At 70.1% G+C, this 17,331-nt stretch carries 13 protein-coding genes and 1 pseudogene; 9 read left to right on the top strand and 5 right to left on the bottom strand.

Going from position 1 to position 17,331, the window contains the following annotated elements:
- Positions 1–3: 3 nt before the first annotated feature.
- On the top strand, positions 4–654 hold the full coding sequence (locus tag AB0N16_RS08440) for a TetR/AcrR family transcriptional regulator C-terminal domain-containing protein (protein ID WP_365794438.1): 651 nt from the start codon (positions 4–6) through the stop codon (positions 652–654).
- Between the two features lie 64 nt (positions 655–718).
- Here the strand turns inward: AB0N16_RS08440 and AB0N16_RS08435 are convergent.
- Positions 719–976: pseudogene (locus AB0N16_RS08435) on the bottom strand (class I SAM-dependent methyltransferase); the annotation flags it as partial.
- Between the two features lie 100 nt (positions 977–1,076).
- Positions 1,077–2,186 carry an acyltransferase gene (locus AB0N16_RS08430; protein WP_365794436.1) on the bottom strand — a complete coding sequence of 370 codons (1,110 nt, stop codon included), beginning with the start codon at positions 2,184–2,186 and terminating at the stop codon, positions 1,077–1,079.
- A 261-nt stretch (positions 2,187–2,447) separates the two neighbouring features.
- Here AB0N16_RS08430 and AB0N16_RS08425 point away from each other — a divergent pair, with 261 nt between their 5' ends.
- The gene (locus AB0N16_RS08425) at positions 2,448–3,908 is read left to right on the top strand and encodes a glycosyltransferase family 29 protein (protein ID WP_365794434.1); all 1,461 of its coding nucleotides are present in this window, start codon (positions 2,448–2,450) and stop codon (positions 3,906–3,908) included.
- Positions 3,905–6,223 carry a glycosyltransferase gene (locus tag AB0N16_RS08420; RefSeq protein ID WP_365794432.1) on the top strand — a complete coding sequence of 773 codons (2,319 nt, stop codon included), beginning with the start codon at positions 3,905–3,907 and terminating at the stop codon, positions 6,221–6,223. Before AB0N16_RS08425 ends, AB0N16_RS08420 begins: the two co-directional genes overlap by 4 nt.
- Positions 6,224–6,369: 146 nt before the next feature.
- Here the strand turns inward: AB0N16_RS08420 and AB0N16_RS08415 are convergent, their stop codons facing one another.
- Positions 6,370–7,704, bottom strand: a complete 1,335-nt coding sequence (locus AB0N16_RS08415) for an alpha-2,8-polysialyltransferase family protein (protein WP_365794430.1) — start codon at positions 7,702–7,704, stop codon at positions 6,370–6,372.
- Positions 7,701–8,678, bottom strand: a complete 978-nt coding sequence (locus AB0N16_RS08410) for a glycosyltransferase family 2 protein (protein WP_365794428.1) — start codon at positions 8,676–8,678, stop codon at positions 7,701–7,703. Before AB0N16_RS08410 ends, AB0N16_RS08415 begins: the two co-directional genes overlap by 4 nt.
- 198 nt (positions 8,679–8,876) lie before the next feature.
- Here AB0N16_RS08410 and AB0N16_RS08405 point away from each other — a divergent pair, with 198 nt between their 5' ends.
- The 5 genes from AB0N16_RS08405 (at position 8,877) to AB0N16_RS08385 (ending at position 14,929) form a co-directional block, all read left to right on the top strand.
- Complete coding sequence (locus tag AB0N16_RS08405) at positions 8,877–10,199, top strand: DUF6716 putative glycosyltransferase (protein ID WP_365794426.1); 1,323 nt, start codon at positions 8,877–8,879, stop codon at positions 10,197–10,199.
- 56 nt (positions 10,200–10,255) lie between these two features.
- On the top strand, positions 10,256–11,506 hold the full coding sequence (locus tag AB0N16_RS08400) for an N-acylneuraminate cytidylyltransferase (protein ID WP_365794424.1): 1,251 nt from the start codon (positions 10,256–10,258) through the stop codon (positions 11,504–11,506).
- Positions 11,507–11,521: 15 nt separating this feature from the next.
- Positions 11,522–12,457, top strand: a complete 936-nt coding sequence (locus tag AB0N16_RS08395) for an N-acetylneuraminate synthase family protein (RefSeq protein ID WP_365794422.1) — start codon at positions 11,522–11,524, stop codon at positions 12,455–12,457.
- A gap of 60 nt (positions 12,458–12,517) precedes the next feature.
- Complete coding sequence (locus AB0N16_RS08390) at positions 12,518–13,663, top strand: hypothetical protein (RefSeq protein WP_365794420.1); 1,146 nt, start codon at positions 12,518–12,520, stop codon at positions 13,661–13,663.
- A 168-nt stretch (positions 13,664–13,831) separates the two neighbouring features.
- The gene (locus tag AB0N16_RS08385) at positions 13,832–14,929 is read left to right on the top strand and encodes a glutamate--cysteine ligase (protein WP_365794418.1); all 1,098 of its coding nucleotides are present in this window, start codon (positions 13,832–13,834) and stop codon (positions 14,927–14,929) included.
- 23 nt (positions 14,930–14,952) lie between these two features.
- Here the strand turns inward: AB0N16_RS08385 and AB0N16_RS08380 are convergent, their stop codons facing one another.
- Complete coding sequence (locus AB0N16_RS08380) at positions 14,953–15,609, bottom strand: class I SAM-dependent methyltransferase (RefSeq protein WP_365794416.1); 657 nt, start codon at positions 15,607–15,609, stop codon at positions 14,953–14,955.
- Between the two features lie 260 nt (positions 15,610–15,869).
- On the opposite strand from AB0N16_RS08380, the gene AB0N16_RS08375 reads away from it, so the two are divergent.
- Positions 15,870–17,087 carry an amidohydrolase gene (locus AB0N16_RS08375; protein WP_365794414.1) on the top strand — a complete coding sequence of 406 codons (1,218 nt, stop codon included), beginning with the start codon at positions 15,870–15,872 and terminating at the stop codon, positions 17,085–17,087.
- Positions 17,088–17,331 lie beyond the last annotated feature (244 nt).

The following is a 17,331-nucleotide window of genomic DNA, read 5'->3' as shown; positions in this document are numbered from 1 at the left end:
AGTGTGAGTACGGAACGACGCACGCCCCTCGACCGACGCCGGGTCGCCGACACGGCCCTGTGCCTGCTGAACGAGACCGGCCTGGACGGACTGACCCTGCGGGCCATCGCCAAGGAGCTGGACGTCAAGGCACCGGCCCTGTACTGGCACTTCAAGGACAAGCAGGCGCTGCTCGACGAGATGGCGACGGAGATGTACCGGCGGATGGTCGCGGGCACGCGGTTCGACCCCTCCGGCACCTGGCAGGACGTGCTGCGCACGGTGAACGGCGGGCTGCGCGCGGCCCTGCTCGGCTACCGCGACGGCGCCAAGGTCTACAGCGGCTCACGCTTCACGGGCATCGACCACGCCCCGGAGCAGGAGGCGTACCTGCACGTCATGACGGGGGCCGGCTTCACCCTCGCCCAGGCGGCCCAGGCGGCCATGACGACGAACGCCTACACCATCGGCTTCGTCACCGAGGAGCAGGGCGTCGAACCCCGCCCGGGCCAACGCCGGGAGGGCTACGACGTGGCCGAACGAGCCCGCATGCTGGCCGACTTCCCCTTGTCGGCAGCGGCAGGCCGGGAAATCTTCACCGACTTCGACCGCCGGTTCGAGGAGGGGCTGGAACTGGTCATCGCCGGAATCGGCGCCCGCTACGAGATCGCCTGAGGGCGAAGCGCGCCGCGTCGCGGGGTGCCGCGGGAGGTTGGCAGGCGGTGCGGGTACGGGACCTCCGCCCCCGCACCATCTCGATCAGCTCCTCCTGCACCGGCCGGGGGTCGCCCCACGTTCCGTACAGCTTCTGCGTGCTGATGCAGACAGGGCTCAGCCCGCGGTTGAGGACCGCCTCCCACGTCGCTATGGAGACACCGGGCGTGTGCTCGGAGCGGAAGTCGTCGAGGACCACGATCCCGTCCGGCAGCAGCAGATCGCGGGCGGCTCCTATGTCGCCGTGCACATGCTCGTACAGATGCGACGCGTCGACGTGCAGGCGGTACGGCGCCTGCCCGCCGTTCGGCTCCGAAATCAACGGAGAGGTGAACGGCGGCCCAAGACATCCCTGAGTTAATGAAAGGTGAATTCGGAGCGAATCAAGAGGTCTTCAGGGCTCTTTTCAATCTCGGACCGAACGGAGTCTCCACAAAGCGGTGGATCAGCCGGGCGAGCCCGAGCATCGCGAGCACCGTCACCGCCAGCGTGGGCCACGGCGGCAGCCCCCAGCCCCGGTGCAGCACCCTGATCACGAACCAGCCCAGGTGCTCGTGCACCAGGTAGAACGGGTACGTCAGCGCCCCGGCCGTGGTCAGCCAGGGCCAGGCCGCCCCCCGCGTCCAGCCCGCCGCCACCGCCGCCACGGCGCCGTAGGCCAGCGTGACGACGAGCATCACCACGTACGGGTTCCGGGGCGAGCCGGCGTGCCACAGCCCCTCGGTGGCCATGCGCAGTCCGAGGATCCAGGAGAGCGCCACGATGCCCCAGGGCAGCGCCTGGTTGCCGAAGCGGTGGACGAGGTAGAGGGCCAGGCCGCCGATGAAGTACGGGGCGTACTCGGGCATGACGACCAGCTCGGTCCACACGCCGCCGGCCGAGGTGCTGAGCACCGCGGCCAGGGTCCACACCGAGCAGAACAGCACCACCCTGCGGTAGGTGACGCCCGGCAGGACCACGAGCAGCGCGAACAGGGCGTAGAAGCGCACCTCCACCCAGAGTGTCCAGCACACGCCGAGGACGCGGGGTGCGCCCATCGGCTGTTGCAGCATCGTCAGATTGACCAGGAACTCGTCGAGCCGGACCGCGTGCACGACGGCCGGCAGGACCAGGGAGGCGCCGGTGATCAGCACCAGGGCGGCCCAGTAGGCGGGGTAGAGGCGGGCGACGCGGGAGCGGAAGAAGTCGCCGAGGGAGCGGCCCCAACTGCTCATGCAGATCACGAAGCCGCTGATGACGAAGAAGAACTCCACGCCGAGGCAGCCGTAGACGGCCACCCGGGACAGGGTCGGGAAGACGTGGGCGGGGTTCTGGTGCCAGGACGCGGAGACGACTCCGCCGCGCCCTGTGTAGTGGTAGAGGCAGACCATCAGGGCGGCCACGAGCCGCAGTCCGTCGAGGGCCGGAAGTCGGGTGCGCGGTCGTCCGGGTGGGGCCGGGGCGACGGCAATCTTCGCAGGCTGGGGCGCCGTTGTGGGGGTAGCGAGAGACATGGTCCGAGACCCCTACCCGGCCCCGGGTGGTTAATCATCCGATCTGTTCACAGAGTCCCCGAGACGTGGAAGCCCAATACCGTCACCTGGGGGAATCATAGAAAGTGTGCGGTGAACCTGCTAACCATTCTCTTACCCGTAGGAGTTCGTTAACCATATAGTCGTTTTGGCTTCCTAGTTTCTCCATCCATCCCCCCGGTGCGGGTCACCCCACCACACACAGCGGTTGCACAAGCTTTGCTTGGCAAAATCAGGAGAGCTATGACGAGGGTCCAGAACAGGCGGGCACCTGCGCGCGGAGGGGAGCTGGACGACTGCCTGCACGCCTGCGCTGTGCACAGCGGCAAAGTGGTCGGCAGCCTCGACCGCCGTCGCGCGGAGTTGGCCGAGCAGCTGCGCAAGCTGCTGGTGGTGGTCGCCACCGAAGGCACCACCACCCCCGCACCGGCCCCGGCCGGCGGCGCGACCGCCCTGCTCAAGCGGGCCGTCAAGGGCGCCGCGACCCCTGCCGGCGGGATCAACAACGACCTGCTCGACGCTCTGCTGGCGGTTGCCAACAAGGCCCTGGAGTGCGGTTACAACGACGAGCTGAACCTCGCCCTGGTGATCAGCGACACCGTGCTCGCGCAGCGCAAGAACTCCCGGGCCGGCTGGCGGCTGCGGGCCCGCATCCTGGAGGGCCTCGGCGAGGAGCGCGAGGCCGTCGAGGCCTACGAGCGCTACCTCGAACTCACCAAGGACGACGGTTTCGGCGTCGCCAACCGGATCTCCGGCATGCGCCGCGCCGGCGAACGCGAACGCGAACTCCTGGACCTCCTCAAGCGCCAGGTCCCCGCCGCCACGGACCACGTCCGTGAGGCCGCCACCGCCACCTGGGCCGAGGGCCTGGCCCTGCACGCCCTCGGCGACTGGAAGGCCGCCGAACCCCGCCTGGTGGGCGCCCTGCTCGCCCTGGCGGCGGACGAGGCGCCGGTCAACGACCGGCAGGAGCTGCTCAGCCAGTACCTCGACCTGCGCCTCGCCGAGGGCGGTGACGCCGGTCTCACCGAGGCCGTCGCGCTCTACGCCGAGCAGCGCCGCACCCGGATGCGCGGCCCGGTCGGCAACCCGACGGTCGACGGCGTCCAGTGGATCACGCTCGGGGAGTTCCGCAACCAGATCGCCGGCAAGTCGATCTGCCTGATCGCCAACTCGGGCCGGGTGGGCGCCAGTGGCATGGGCAAGGAGATCGACGACTACGACCTGGTCGTGCGCTTCAACTCGTACAAGATCGACCCGAAGCACACCGGTGAGCGCACCGACATCCACGTCAGCATCCACAAGCACGCCTTCAACTGGGAGAAGCCGGTGACCACCCGGCTGATCTTCGGCGGCGTCTCCGGTGACTGGAAGCACTCGCTGCGCAACAAGCTGGTGCCCGGCGCCCAGAAGTACCTCGGCGACGAGTCCCTGCGCTGGCCGATGCGCAACATCGGGCAGATCGGCGCCGACGCCTGGTCGGGCATCCCGACCTCCGGGTTCAACATGCTCTGGCTGCTGGACTTCCTGGACGTCAGCCCGACCCTGGACCTGATCGGGTTCGACTTCTACGAGAGCGGCGCCTACCGCGTGCAGGAGGCCATGAAGCTGGCCATCACCTCCGTGCACGAATACACCAGCGAGAAGGATTGGGTCATGCAGCGGGCCCAGAGCGTGACCGACATGAGGATCTCCCTGCGATGACGACGACCTTCACCCCGGCGATACCGAACACCAACGCCAGCGCCCTCACCAAGAAGCGCCGGATCGCGTTCGCGTCCTACGTGGACGAGAACTACCTCCCCGGCTTCCTGGTCCTGCTGCGCAGCCTCGCCCTGTCCAACCCGGGCGTCTGCGAGGACTTCGTCGTGCTCTACGACGACCTGCGCCCGGCCTCCATCGCGAAGATCCGCGCGCTGCACCCGCGCATCGTGCTCCAGCGGGTCAACGACACGCACTACGACTCGTACGTCAAGGGCGACCAGGACAACTACCTGGTCCGTAAGGCGTACTTCATCCTCGACATCTTCCGGCTGCGGGACTACGACACGATCATCACGCTGGACACCGACATGGTCGTCCTCGGTGGTCTCGGCGAGCTCCTGGAGCTGCGCGAGGGCCTCGCGGCCGTGCCGCAGTTCTTCTACGGGCAGCACAAACTGAACTCCGGCCTTCTGGTGATCCAGAAGGAGTACCTGTCCGACGAGTTCTGCGCGAAGATCGACAAGACCGGCCGCAGCGGCGAGTACGAGCTGGACAAGCACGACCAGGGCATCCTGAACGCCGTCCTGGACGGTGACTTCGTCCGCCTCGACGCCAAGTACAACTTCGTCAAGCGGCGGCTCTCCGGCGACCTCCCGGTCCCCGAGGAGACGAAGATCCTGCACTTCACCGGACGGCACAAGCCCTGGCAGGGCGGCGAGTCCGGCTACGCGCAGGCCGAGGAGCGCTGGCGCGAGTTCGAGATGAGCGACGCCGACTTCCACGCGGCCTACTTCGCCTCCTCCGGCGGCCTCCACCACGACCTGGTCGTCCACTTCGGCGCCCCGCACGTCAAGCGCACCGGTGACGTCGAGATCGCCCGCAAGGTGGCCGCCGCGCACATCGCGGCCGGCGACTACCAGGACGCCGTCGACGTCCTCGGCAGCGTCCGCATCCCGCTGGACGAGGCCTGGCCGCACGAGGTGCTCGGCCACGCCCTGATGAGCGTCTCCCGCTACGACGAGGCCAAGACCCAGCTGCTGCTCGCCACCGCCGCTCCCAACCGGGCCGCGACCGCCTTCTCCCGGCTCGCCCAGATGGCCTGGGTGCACGGCGACAACACCGAGGCCCTCAAGTACGCCACCGCCGGCCTCACCGTCGACCCCACGCACCGCTCCAGCCGCCTGTGGGCGCAGCGCGCGGCCGCCGTCCCCTCCCAGGAGCAGGGCAGCGCCGAGGACCAGCTGGCGCACGTCGCGTTCTACATGGACCGGCAGGGCAACGCGGGCGACAAGCTGCTCCCGGAGACCGTCCGGCTCGGCTTCGGCCCGGACACCTCCTCCCGGCGCTGGCACTCCGTCCACGCCCACCGGTACTTCGACAAGGCCGCCCTGGAGCGGGTCAACGCCCGCCGGGGTCTGGTCATCGGCGGCGGCGGCCTGTTCATCCCGGACACCATGCCCAACGGCAACAGCGCCTGGCAGTGGAACGTCCCGGACGAGCACCTGCGCGCCATCGACGTCCCGATCATGGTCTACGCGGTCGGCTTCAACGCCTTCGACGGCCAGTCCTACCGGGCCACCCGGTTCAACGAGAGCCTGCGGCTGCTGGTCGAGAAGTCGTCCTTCTTCGGCCTGCGCAACCACGGCTCCATCGCCAAGGTCCGCGGCATGCTCCCGCCGGAGCTCCAGGACAAGGTCGTCTTCCAGCCCTGCCCGACCACGGTCATGCGCCAGCTGGTGGCCGGCTGGAGCGACCCGCTGTACCGCGAGGACACGGTCATGCTCAACGCGGCCTACGACCGCGCGGGGCTGCGCTTCGGCCATGACTACGCGCACTTCCTCGCCGAGATGGCCAAGGCCGTCCGTAAGATCGGCGAGCACACCGAGGTCAAGTGTGTCGCCCACTCGCTGGACGACGAGAAGATCGCCTTCGACCTGCGCCGCGAGCACGGCATCTCGCTGCCGGTGATCCCGATGTACGACTTCTCCAACGACGAGATCCGTGAGACGTACGCCAAGACCCGCCTGGTCATCGGCATGCGCGGGCACGCAGGCATGATCCCCTTCGGGGTCGGCACGCCCATCATCTCCCTCATCTCGCACCCGAAGATGGCGTACTTCCTGAACGACATCGAGCGGCCCGAGTGGGGTGTCTCGGTCCACGAGCGCGACCTCGGCGAGATCCTCACCGAGCGCGCGATCGACATCCTCGACAACCACAGCCGTACGGTCGCCGACGTACACGACCGGCAGCAGCAGCTGTGGAAGGTCACCGAGGAGAACCGCGCAACGATCAAGAAGATCCTGGGCAGGTGACACCGAAGGGGCGGGCCCGGACCAGGGCCCGCCCCTTCGAGAAGCGGTTCGACAGCGCCCCAAAGGGGCGCGGGGAACTGCGCGACCAACCCCCACGGCGCCGCGGCCGACAGGACACGGCGCTACCAGCGGCGCTACCGGCGGAGCTACCGGCGCACGACCCGACGCAGGTTGCGCGCCTTGCGGGCCATCCGCCGGACGGTCGCGTTGCGCGGCAGGAAGCCCAGCTGGGCCGGTACTCCGCCGGGCAGCGCGAGCGAGGTCAGACGCTTGCGCTTGAAGTAGCGGATGGTCGTGTCGTTGAGGTGCTTGGTGAGGTAGCGCTCGGTCTCCTGGCGCAGCTGCGGGTGGATCTTCGGCTGCATGGCGAAGCCCACCGCGCGCAGCAGCTCGGTGAGTTCCGCGACGGTCAGCAGCGCGCGCTGCTCCTCGACGGCCTTGCGGTCGGTGAGCGAGGGCAGCAGCGCGTCGACGACGGTGACCGGGACGCGGTTGCTGTTCTCGTACGGGGTGAGCTTGTCCAGGAGCGTGTCGGTGCCGATCCGGGCGGTCGGCAGGCCGTACAGCGCGGACGCGGTGAGCAGCGCGGTGGAGAAGCAGCCGACGACCAGTGCGGGCCGCATCTTCTGGTACAGCACCTCGGCGAGGACCGTGGTGTCCAGGACGGTGAGGTCGACCTCGAGCTTCTCGGCCTCCTGCTCCAGGGTCCGCACGAAGCGGGCCGGCGCGGAGGGGTGCGGCTTGAACACGACCTTGGTGTGGCCGAGTTCGACGGCGCCCTGCAACATCCGGACGTGCAGGTTCTCCTCCTGCTCGGGGGAGAGGATGCCGAGCGCGGAGAGGTACTGGCCGAGCAGCAGGGCCGGTTCCTCGATCTGCGGCAACTCGTCGCCGCTGGGCGCCAGTTCGGCCAGCACCTTGGTGAAGGCCGGGGTCGGCACGACCTCGCCGGGGACGCCGAACTCGGTGAGCAGCAGGGGCTTGAGGCCCGGCACCAGGTCGAGGTGGAGGACCCGGTCCACCCGGGTGCCGATCAGCGGGTCGATCTTGTTGCGGGTCGGGCCGTAGCTCATCAGGCCGTCGGCGTAGACCGTGACCGGGGCGCCGGTGAACATCTGGGTCAGGCTCAGCGAGGGGTTGACCTGGATGGACTCGACGGCGAGCTCCACGTCGTCGTCGCCGAGCCGCCACTCGTGGCGCAGGAAGCGTTCCCACAGGGGGAGGTCCTCGAGGCGCGGGGCCCAGCCGCCGGGGTGGAACGGGAAGATCGTCTCGTTGTACGAGATCACGTCGTCGAAGCGGTCGCGCAGCCGCTCGAAGCCGGGCGCCACGTCCAGACCCGGGGTGGTCTCGGGGGTCGCCGCGTTGTTGCAGACCAGCAGGATGCGCCGGTCGGCCGGGCGGAACAGGCCGGAGTCCAGGGCGGCGGCGAGGGTGGCCGTGCCGTAGAGGGTGGACGCCTGGAAGATCTGGGTGGTCACGCGGCGGCCCCCGCGGGAGCGGGACGGCGGCGCAGCCGGCGCAGCTTGGTGGCGCGCTGGAGGTCCATGGAGTCCAGGGCCTCGTTCAGCACGTCCTGCGGCATGCGCCGCAGTGCGGCGGCACTCATGGATTTCAGCTTCTTCGCCACCGCGGGCTCGAACCTTTCGATGGATCCCAGGTGATGGGAAATGATGGCGCAGTAGGTACGGACGGCCTTCGGCAGGAGTTCCTTCGCGTCCGCGTCCTGTGCGGTTTCCTCGATCACCTGGTCGAACGCGCGAATGAAGTCGAGCTGACGGACATCTCCGATCTGCGTGAGTGACGAGGCTACGCCACGCCGATAGAAGACGCCGAGCAGGTTCACCGCCGCGAAGGACTCGGCCTCCCGGTGCAGTTTCCAGATCCACGGCCGGTCCTCGGCCGTGCGCAGCCCGTCCGTGAAGTGGACGAGCCCCTTGTCCACCAGACGGCGGTGGTACACCCCGGCCCACGCGTACGCGTAGTCGACGGAGGTCGTCCGGTCGGTCGGCAGGATCGCGTCCCGCGGGTTCATGACGACGTTGCGTCGGCCGACCGGGACCCGGTGCACGGTGCGGGCCCGGGCGGTGCACTGCACATGATCGGTGCGGACGAAGTCGCAGCCCAGGGCCTCGACGGCGTCCACCAGTTGCGGGTAGTAGCCCGGTGCGAGCCAGTCGTCGCCGTCCAGGAAGGTGACGTACTCGCCGCGTGCTTTGTCGATACCGGTGTTGCGCGCGGTGGCCAGCCCTCCGTTCAGCTCGTGTCTGACATGGACCGCGCCTGGCAGCTCGCGCTCGGCTCGCGCGAGAATCTCTGGCGTCCCGTCGGTCGAGCAGTCGTCGACGAGAATGAATTCGAAGTCCTCACGCGCGTTCGCGCGCAGGCTCCTCAGGGTGTCGGGCGCGTATTGCTGCACGTTGTAGAACGGCACGATGACGGAGAGCTTGACCACGTGGGGGACGTTAGAGGGGCGCCCGTCATCCGTCCTGACCGTCGCCTTGATACGAGGTGAACGACATGTGGCGAGGTCGTGAACCAGGACTTTTTGATGGCTTATCCCGGGCTGATTCGCCATTCGGCGATGTGTTGTTAACCCTTTGTTGGATTCGGGTTGGGGAGATCCTCGGAATGGCTTCCTAGCGTCTTGGGTGTGCCAGCAAGTGCAACGAAGTCCCTGCGGGTGGCCGTCCTGGCGGATTCCGATACTCGGTGGAAGTGGGGGGCGCTCACCGCGAAGCGCCTGATCCCCAACGAAGGCGACGATTCGGACGTCCGGCTCGACGGTTACCTCCTGCGCGGCCGTGCCACCCCCACCGCCCGCCAGCTCCAGGAGGTCGGCGTCCACGCGGACTCGCTCCGCGAGGTGACGGCCGTCGAGTTCCTGAGAGAGATGGAGCAGCAGTCGTACGACGTTCTCGTCCTCTCCCTCGTCGGCGGCGGGGTGCAGGCGATGCTGCACGGGCTGCGCAGCGTCTTCGCCGGCCGTGAGAAGCGGCCCGTCGTCGTCACCGGCTATGTCGGCGTCGTCTACGAGAAGCTCGCCGACGGCCTGCTGCTGCGGCACGGCGCGGACCTGGTCCTCGCCAACTCCCGCCAGGACGCGGACCGGTTCCGGGCCGTGTACGACGGCGTCGGCGCCGACTCCTCCTCGGTCACCGAGGTCGCGCTGCCGTTCCTCGGCGGGACGCCCTACGAGGGCGAACACGAGCCCTACACCGTGGTGTTCGCGGCCCAGCCCTCGGTCCCCGAGAGCCGCAAGGACCGTACGTACCTGCTCAACCGCCTCATCCGGCACGCCCGTCAGCACCCCGAGCGGGAGGTGCTGCTGAAGCTGCGCTCCAAGCCCGGCGAGCACACCACCCACATCGAGGAACTGCCGTACCAGAAGCTGGTCCAGGGCAGGGACGTGCCCGCCAACTTCCGCCTGGTGTACGGGCACATGGGCGAGGTACTCGACCGTACGGACCTCATGGTCACCGTCAGCTCGACGGCCGCTCTGGAAGCCCTGCACCGGCGGATCCCCACCGTGGTCCTCACCGACCTCGGGGTCCGCGAGACGCTCGGCAACCACCACTTCGTCGGCTCCGGCTGCCTCGCCTCCTGGGACCAGCTCGACGCCGGACACCGCCCGGTGCCCGACGCCGAGTGGGTCTCGCGGCAGGGCGTCGCGGCCGACGGTTCCTACGCCACCGCGTTCGACGCGGGTCGCGAGCGGATCGCCAAGCTGCTCGCCCGGCCCGGCGGTCTGCCGCCCCTGAACCCGTACTACACACCCGAGACCGCGCCCGGTTACCTGCCCGGCATCCTGGCCCGCCACCACCTCGGCCCCGACGGCGTGCCGCTGCCCGGCGCGCCCGCCGCCGACAAGGCCCCGGGCCCCGTCCGCCAGATCGTGCGCCGGGCCGCACGCGGCGCCTACCGCCATGGCGTCCAGCGGGTGGCACCCGTGATCCGACGAATGGGAGAGCTGTGAGCGACCGGATCCCGCGCCAAGGAGCCCAGCTCCACGCATCCGAAGGAACAGAGCCGATGTCCCACCCCGAAACGGCCGTCGTACCCCGGGTACTCGCCGTGATCCCCGCGCGCGGCGGCTCCAAGGGCGTGCCCGCGAAGAACCTCCTCCCGGTCGGCGGCGTCCCGCTGGTCGCCCGCGCCGTCCGCGAGTGCCGCGCCTCCCGCCTGGTGACCGACGTCGTCGTGTCGACGGACGACCAGGCGATCGCCGCGGCCGCCCGGTCGGCCGGCGCCGAGGTGGTGCTGCGCCCCGCCGCCATCGCCGGTGACACCGCCACCTCCGAGGCGGCCGTCCTGCACGCCATGGACGCCCACGAGGCGCTGCACGGCGCCCCGGTGGACGTGGTGCTGCTCGTGCAGTGCACCAGCCCGTTCATCATCCGCGAGGACATCGACGGAGTGGCCGGCGCGATCGTCGAGAACGGCGCCGACACGGCCCTGACCGTGGCGCCCTTCCACGGCTTCGTCTGGCGCGACGAGGTGGACGCCCCGGTGCCGGCCGGTACCGACGCGGCCTCGGCGAGCGGCGGCTTCGGCGTCAACCACGACAAGTCCTTCCGCCCCCGCCGCCAGGACCGCCCTCAGGACTTCCTGGAGACCGGCGCCGCCTACGCGATGCGCGCGGACGGCTTCCGCGAGCACCGGCACCGCTTCTTCGGCCACACCGAGCTGGTGCGCACCGACCCGGCCCGCGTCCTGGAGATCGACGACCCGCACGACCTGGCCCGCGCCCGCGCGCTGGCCACCCTCTTCGACGCGGACCGCCCCGGTTCGCTGCCGACCGCCGACGACATCGACGCGGTCGTACTGGACTTCGACGGCACCCAGACCGACGACCGGGTGCTGATCGACGCCGATGGAAAGGAGTTCGTCTCCGTGCACCGCGGCGACGGACTCGGCGTCGCCGCCCTGCGAAAGAGCGGGCTCAAGATGCTGATCCTCTCCACGGAGCAGAACCCGGTCGTCGCCGCCCGGGCCCGGAAGCTACAGATCCCGGTCCTGCACGGCATCGACCGCAAGGACCTCGCACTCAAGCAGTGGTGCGAGGAGCAGGGCATCGCTCCCGAGCGCGTGCTCTACGTCGGAAACGACGTCAATGACCTCCCGTGCTTCGCCCTCGTGGGCTGGCCCGTGGCGGTCGCGAGCGCCCACGACGTCGTACGCGGCGCCGCACGCGCGGTCACCACCGTCCCGGGTGGCGACGGCGCGATCCGAGAGATCGCCAGCTGGATCCTCGGCCCCTCTCTCGATTCCCTCCCGAAGTAAGGACACCCCACAGTCATGAGCAACTCCCGTCTGCGCACGTTCGGTTCCCGTGAGGTCGGCCCCGGCAAGCCCGTCTACATCTGCGGCGAGATCGGCATCAACCACAACGGTGAGCTGGAGAACGCCTTCAAGCTGATCGACGTCGCCGCCGAGGCCGGCTGTGACGCCGTCAAGTTCCAGAAGCGCACCCCGGAGATCTGCACCCCGCGCGACCAGTGGGACATCGAGCGTGACACCCCCTGGGGTCGCATGACCTACATCGACTACCGCCACCGCGTGGAGTTCGGTGAGGACGAGTACCGCCAGATCGACGAGTACTGCAAGAGCAAGAACATCGCCTGGTTCGCCTCCCCGTGGGACACCGAGGCCGTCGCCTTCCTGGAGAAGTTCGACGTCCCGGCCCACAAGGTCGCCTCCGCGTCCCTGACAGACGACGAGCTGCTGAAGGCGCTGCGCGCCACCGGCCGCTCGGTCATCCTCTCCACCGGCATGTCCACCCCGAAGCAGATCCGCCACGCGGTCGAGGTCCTCGGCTCGGACAACATCCTGCTCTGCCACGCCACCTCGACCTACCCGGCCAAGGCCGAGGAGCTCAACCTCCGCGTGATCAACACGCTGGAGAAGGAGTACCCGAACGTCCCGATCGGCTACTCCGGCCACGAGACGGGCCTGCAGACCACCCTCGCCGCGGTCGCCCTCGGCGCCACCTTCGTCGAGCGCCACATCACCCTGGACCGCGCCATGTGGGGCTCCGACCAGGCCGCCTCCGTCGAGCCGCAGGGCCTCACCCGCCTGGTCCGCGACATCCGCACCATCTCGGCCTCCCTCGGTGACGGCGTCAAGAAGGTCTACGACTCCGAGCTCGGCCCGATGAAGAAGCTGCGCCGTGTCACCGGTGTCATCGCCGAGGCGGAGATCGCCGCGGCGGCCGGCGAGCCGGTCCAGGTCTGACACCGCTGAGATCCTGAAGTTACGTCTGTTGTGTTACGACGACGGGACGGTCGTACGTCGATGAGCCTCCGCGCCGGGAACCCCGGCCCTCACACACTCGCGTTCGTCGAGAGTCCGGTGCAGCTGCTGAACGTGCTGGAGTGGGCGCATGTCCACGCCCTGCGCGGGGCGGTGGAGCCGGTGCCGACGGTGCCCTCGCAGGCCCGCCGCGCATCGGTCGCCATATCCGCGGCGGCACCCGGTGCGGAACTCACGATCGTCGTCCTGTCCCCGACGGACCCCATGACCCGGGGCCAGCTGCGCCGTATGGCGGACCTGGCCCGTGACGAGGGATACCGGGTCCGCTGGGAGGAAGCCCGGGGCGGCACCACCGCCCCCTTCCAGACGATCGGTGGTCTGGCGGGCTCGCTCCGCCGGGCCGACCGGATCGTGATGGGGGATCCTTTCTCCCGTTACGTACAGCTCCTGCTGACGATCACCCGCGCCCGTGACCTGGTCGTCGTCGACGACGGCACGGCGACGATGGAGTTCGTGGCCCAACTGGCACGCGGCGAACGCCTGGTCCGCTGGCACCGCAAGGGCGGCCGGCCGGGCCCCCGGGACCTGCTCTTCGCCCCCGTCTCCTCCTCGGCCCGGCGCCGCCTCACACCCAGCGACCGCCGCCGGGTGGAGGTCTTCTCCTCCATGCCGGTGACGGAGACCCCGGCGGGAGTGACGGTCACCGCGAACGACTTCGGCTGGACCAGAGCCCGCTTCGGGCCGCCGCGCATCACCAAGGGCGCCGACATGGTCGGCACGTCCCTGGTGGAGACCGGGGTGGTGGACGGCGACCACTACCTGGAGGCCGTGCAGAGCCTGGCGAAGGCACACGGCGCGACGCGCTACTTCGCGCACCGCAGGGAGAGCACGGAGAAGCTGCACCGCCTCGCGGGCGAGACGGGACTGGAGATAGTCCGCCCGGACCTCCCGCTGGAACTGATCGCCCGCCGCGGCCCGATCGGCCGTACGATCCTTAGCTTCCCCTCGACCGTCGTCCACACGCTCCCCCTCGCCCTGGCCGGCACGGGCGTCCGCGTCGCGGTCTGCGACATCGACCCGGCCTGGCTGACCGAGAGCGCCTCGCCGCGCGCGCAGGGCTTCCTGTCGGGCGTCACGGGCACGGCGAAGGACGTGCACCGGCTGACGGCGGTCACCAGCCTGGCGTAGCCGGGCGGGTGGTCGGCCGACGGGTGGTGGCCGGCCCGTCGGACGGGGAGCGGATGTGCCTTTCGCTGCCGGTACCGCCGCGGCAGGTGTCCACCCGGCCGGCGGGGGAAGTCGGGGGGTGCGGAGGCTGCCGCGTTCGGTGGTGGCGCGGATGGAGGGTGGGATCGCGTGCGTACCGTCGGAGTGGAGGAGGAGCTTCTGCTCGTCGACCCGGAGTCGGGGGAGCCCAAGGCGTCGGCGGCCGCGGTGCTGGCCCGGGCCGCGCTGGCGGATCCGGGGCAGGACGTGTTCGAGAAGGAGCTCTACGGGCAGATGCTGGAGTTCGCCACCCATCCGCAGTCGGAGATGGCGGACCTCGGCGAGGAGATCGTGCGGTGCCGTAAGGAGGCCGCCCAGCTTGCCGGGGAGCTCGGCTGTACCGTTGCCGCGCTTGCCAGCTCGCCGCTGCCGGTCAGCCCCTCCGTCAGCGTGAACCGGCGCTACCAGTGGATGGCCGAGCAGTACGGGATCGCCACTCGTGAGCAACTGGTCTGCGGATGCCATGTGCATGTCTCCGTGGAGTCGGACGAGGAGGGCGTCGCGGTTCTGGACCGGATGCGGGCCTGGCTCCCCGTGCTCGTCGCCGTCAGCGCCAATTCCCCCTTCTGGCAGGGCCGGGACTCCGGGTACGCCAGTTACCGCAGCCGGGTGTGGGCCCGCTGGCCGTCCGCCGGGCCGGCCGAGCTGTTCCGGTCCGCGGAGCGGTATCACCGGCTGGTCACGGACATGGTGGCCACCGGCGTCATCCTGGACGAGGGGATGGTCTACTTCGACGCCCGCCTCGCCCGGCGCTTTCCGACCGTGGAGATCCGGGTCGCCGATGTCTGCCTGCGCGCGGAGACCGCCGTGCTCGTGGCCACGCTGGCCCGCGCCCTGGTGGAGACCGCGGGGCGGGAGTGGCGGGCCGGACAGGAGCCGGTCGACCACGGCGTGGCGCTGACGCGGATGGCCGGCTGGCGCGCCGCCCGCTCGGGGCTCGGCGGGGAACTGCTCGACCCCCTCACCCTGCGGCCCCGGCCGGCGGAGGCCGTCCTGGGCGCCCTGCTGGAGCACACCAGGGACGCCCTCGTCGACAGCGGCGACCTGCCGATGGTGGAGGAGGCCGTTCAGAGGTTGCTGCGGGAGGGCAACGGCGCCGACGAGCAGCGGCGGCTGCTGGCGGACACCGGCAGCCTGCGGGACGTCGTCACGGAGTGTGTGCGCCGTACCCAGGCCATCCAGATCTGACGTCCCCGGCCGCCGTGCGCCGGTCAGCCCGGCTTGCGGGCCAGTACGAACGCCCGGGGCCACTTCTCCTCGTCCAGCGGCTCGCGGATCAGGGTGGCCGCCACCTCCAGGCCCGCCTTGGCGAGCATGTCGCCCACCGCGTACGCGGGGCGCCAGTAGTAGTGGAGGTCGATCTCGTGGCCGAAGCGTTCGGTGAGATGCAGGCCGGCCTGTTCGCCCTTCTGGAAGGCGAGCAGGACGTGGCCGCCGGGGACCAGGACGCGGTGGAAGCCGGCGAAGGTCGCCGGCAGGTGGGCGTCGGGGACGTGGATGATCGAGTAGAGGGCGAGGATGCCGCCCAGGGTCGCGTCGGGCAGGTCCAGGGACGTCATCGAACCCCGGTGGAAGCGCAGCGCGGGGTGGGCCTCGCGGGCCAGGGTGACCATGGCGGGGGAGAGGTCGATGCCGAAGGCCGGGACCCCCAGCTCGTTCAGGTGCGCGGTGATCTGGCCGGGGCCGCTGCCCAGGTCGGCCACGGGGGCGGTGCCGTTCGCCTTCACCAGCTGGGCGAAGGCGGCGATCAGGGACAGGTCCACCGGCCGGTCGGGGAGGCCGGGGTAGGCGGCGGAGTAGTCCTTCGCGATCGCGTCGTAGGACGTACGGGTGGTTTCTATGAAGTCGGTCGTCTCCGGGTCTGTCACGGTGGCGCACGCTACCGGGCGGGCGTGCCGCGCGTGGCGAAGTGGCCGTTCCGGCCCGGTTCCGTTTCGGTACGTGGACAGAAACGGCGTGATTGCCGTGCGGCGTGGTATGCGTGGAAGAGGAAACATAGGTTTTACCCAGCCACGTCCGAGGTCATGCCATCGAGGTCAGATTTTCTTCCCCTAACGGGCTGAACTTTTGTTGATCTCGGGGCAGTTGACCCCCCGGGCGTCCTACCCTTCAGAGGGTGAACCAATTGATGTCCCTAGAGTCCGAGGCCGACCTCCCAGGGGATGTGCTCCCCGGCGTGCTCAGCGAGGAGCTGCACGCCGAACTCGTAGCGTTCCGGCGCGACCTGCACATGCACCCCGAGCTAGGCAACCAGGAGTTCCGCACCACGGCCGCGATCAAGGAGCGGCTGGAGAAGGCCGGCCTGAGGCCGCGGGTGCTCTCCATGGGAACCGGGCTCAGCTGTGACATCGGGCCCGAGGCCGACGGGCTGCCCGTGCTCGCCCTGCGCGCCGACATCGACGCCCTGCCCATCCCGGACATGAAGACCGAGTGCGCCTACCGGTCCACCGTGCCGGACCGGGCGCACGCGTGCGGGCACGACGTGCACACGGCCGTGGTGCTGGGCGCCGGGCTGGTCCTCGCCGAGCTGCACGAGCGGGGCCTGCTGCCGCGGCCCGTACGGCTGCTCTTCCAGCCCGCCGAGGAGGTGCTGCCCGGCGGTGCCGCCGACGCCATCGCGTCCGGGGTGCTGGAGGGAGTGGGGCGGATCCTCGCCGTGCACTGCGACCCCCGGGTGGACGCGGGGCGGATCGGGCTCCGGAACGGCGCCATCACCAGCGCCTGCGACCGCATCGAGGTGGCGCTGGACGGGCCCGGCGGGCACACCGCCCGGCCGCATCTGACCACCGACATGGTCACCGCCGCCGCCCGGGTCGCCGTCGACGTGCCTGCGCTCATCGCGCGGCGCGTGGACAGCCGCAGCGGGCTCGCCGTGACCTGGGGGCGGATCGAGTCCGGGCACGCGCCCAACGTCATCCCCCAGCACGCCGAGCTTTCCGGGACCGTGCGGTGCCTGGACCTGGCGGCCTGGCGGCAGGCGCCGGACGTCGTGCACGCGGCGATCGACGAGGTCGCGACCCTGCACCGGGCCAAGTCCGAGATCAACTACGTGCGCGGGGTGCCGCCGGTCGTCAACGACCCGGTGGTCACCGAACTGCTGCGGGACGCGATGACCGCCCGGCGCGGCACCGACTCCATCGAGACCACCGAGCAGAGCCTCGGCGGCGAGGACTTCTCCTGGTACCTGGAGCACGTGCCGGGCGCGCTGGCGCGGCTCGGGGTGCGGACGCCGGGCGAGCGGACCGTGCGTGACCTGCACCAGGGTGACTTCGACGCCGACGAGCGGGCCATCACGGTCGGGGTGGAGCTGTTCACGGCCGCCGCTCTCATCGACGCGACCCGCTAGCGGGACGGCGGCGGTCGTACCGAAGGGCTGGAGAAACGGTCACCTGGCCCCAGGGGACGAAGGCGCCCGATCGGCGCCCCTTCGTCCCCTTGTGTCACCCCGGCGTAACCCGCGGTCTCTCCTTGTAACCCGGGGTCGGCACGGTTCGATAACGGCAGTGAGAAACCCCGTTCCCCTTCCCTTCTACGCGCGTTACTGTGCGCCGAAATCACCACCACAGGTGGCCGATTGGGGAAGCGGGCCG

Origin of the sequence: Streptomyces sp. NPDC051105 (genome assembly GCF_040682795.1) — a bacterium.
GTDB lineage: Bacteria > Actinomycetota > Actinomycetes > Streptomycetales > Streptomycetaceae > Streptomyces.
The sequence above is the reverse complement of the archived record's forward strand: the minus strand, read 5'-3'. Positions and strand labels throughout refer to the sequence as shown.

Coding starts and splice junctions, on each gene's coding strand:
- AB0N16_RS08430 (WP_365794436.1), bottom strand. CDS start 2,186: ATGTCTCTCGCTACCCCCACAACGGCGCCCCAGCCTGCGAAGATTGCC.
- AB0N16_RS08420 (WP_365794432.1), top strand. CDS start 3,905: ATGACGACGACCTTCACCCCGGCGATACCGAACACCAACGCCAGCGCC.
- AB0N16_RS08395 (WP_365794422.1), top strand. CDS start 11,522: ATGAGCAACTCCCGTCTGCGCACGTTCGGTTCCCGTGAGGTCGGCCCC.
- AB0N16_RS08390 (WP_365794420.1), top strand. CDS start 12,518: ATGAGCCTCCGCGCCGGGAACCCCGGCCCTCACACACTCGCGTTCGTC.
- AB0N16_RS08375 (WP_365794414.1), top strand. CDS start 15,870: ATGTCCCTAGAGTCCGAGGCCGACCTCCCAGGGGATGTGCTCCCCGGC.
- AB0N16_RS08400 (WP_365794424.1), top strand. CDS start 10,256: ATGTCCCACCCCGAAACGGCCGTCGTACCCCGGGTACTCGCCGTGATC.
- AB0N16_RS08425 (WP_365794434.1), top strand. CDS start 2,448: ATGACGAGGGTCCAGAACAGGCGGGCACCTGCGCGCGGAGGGGAGCTG.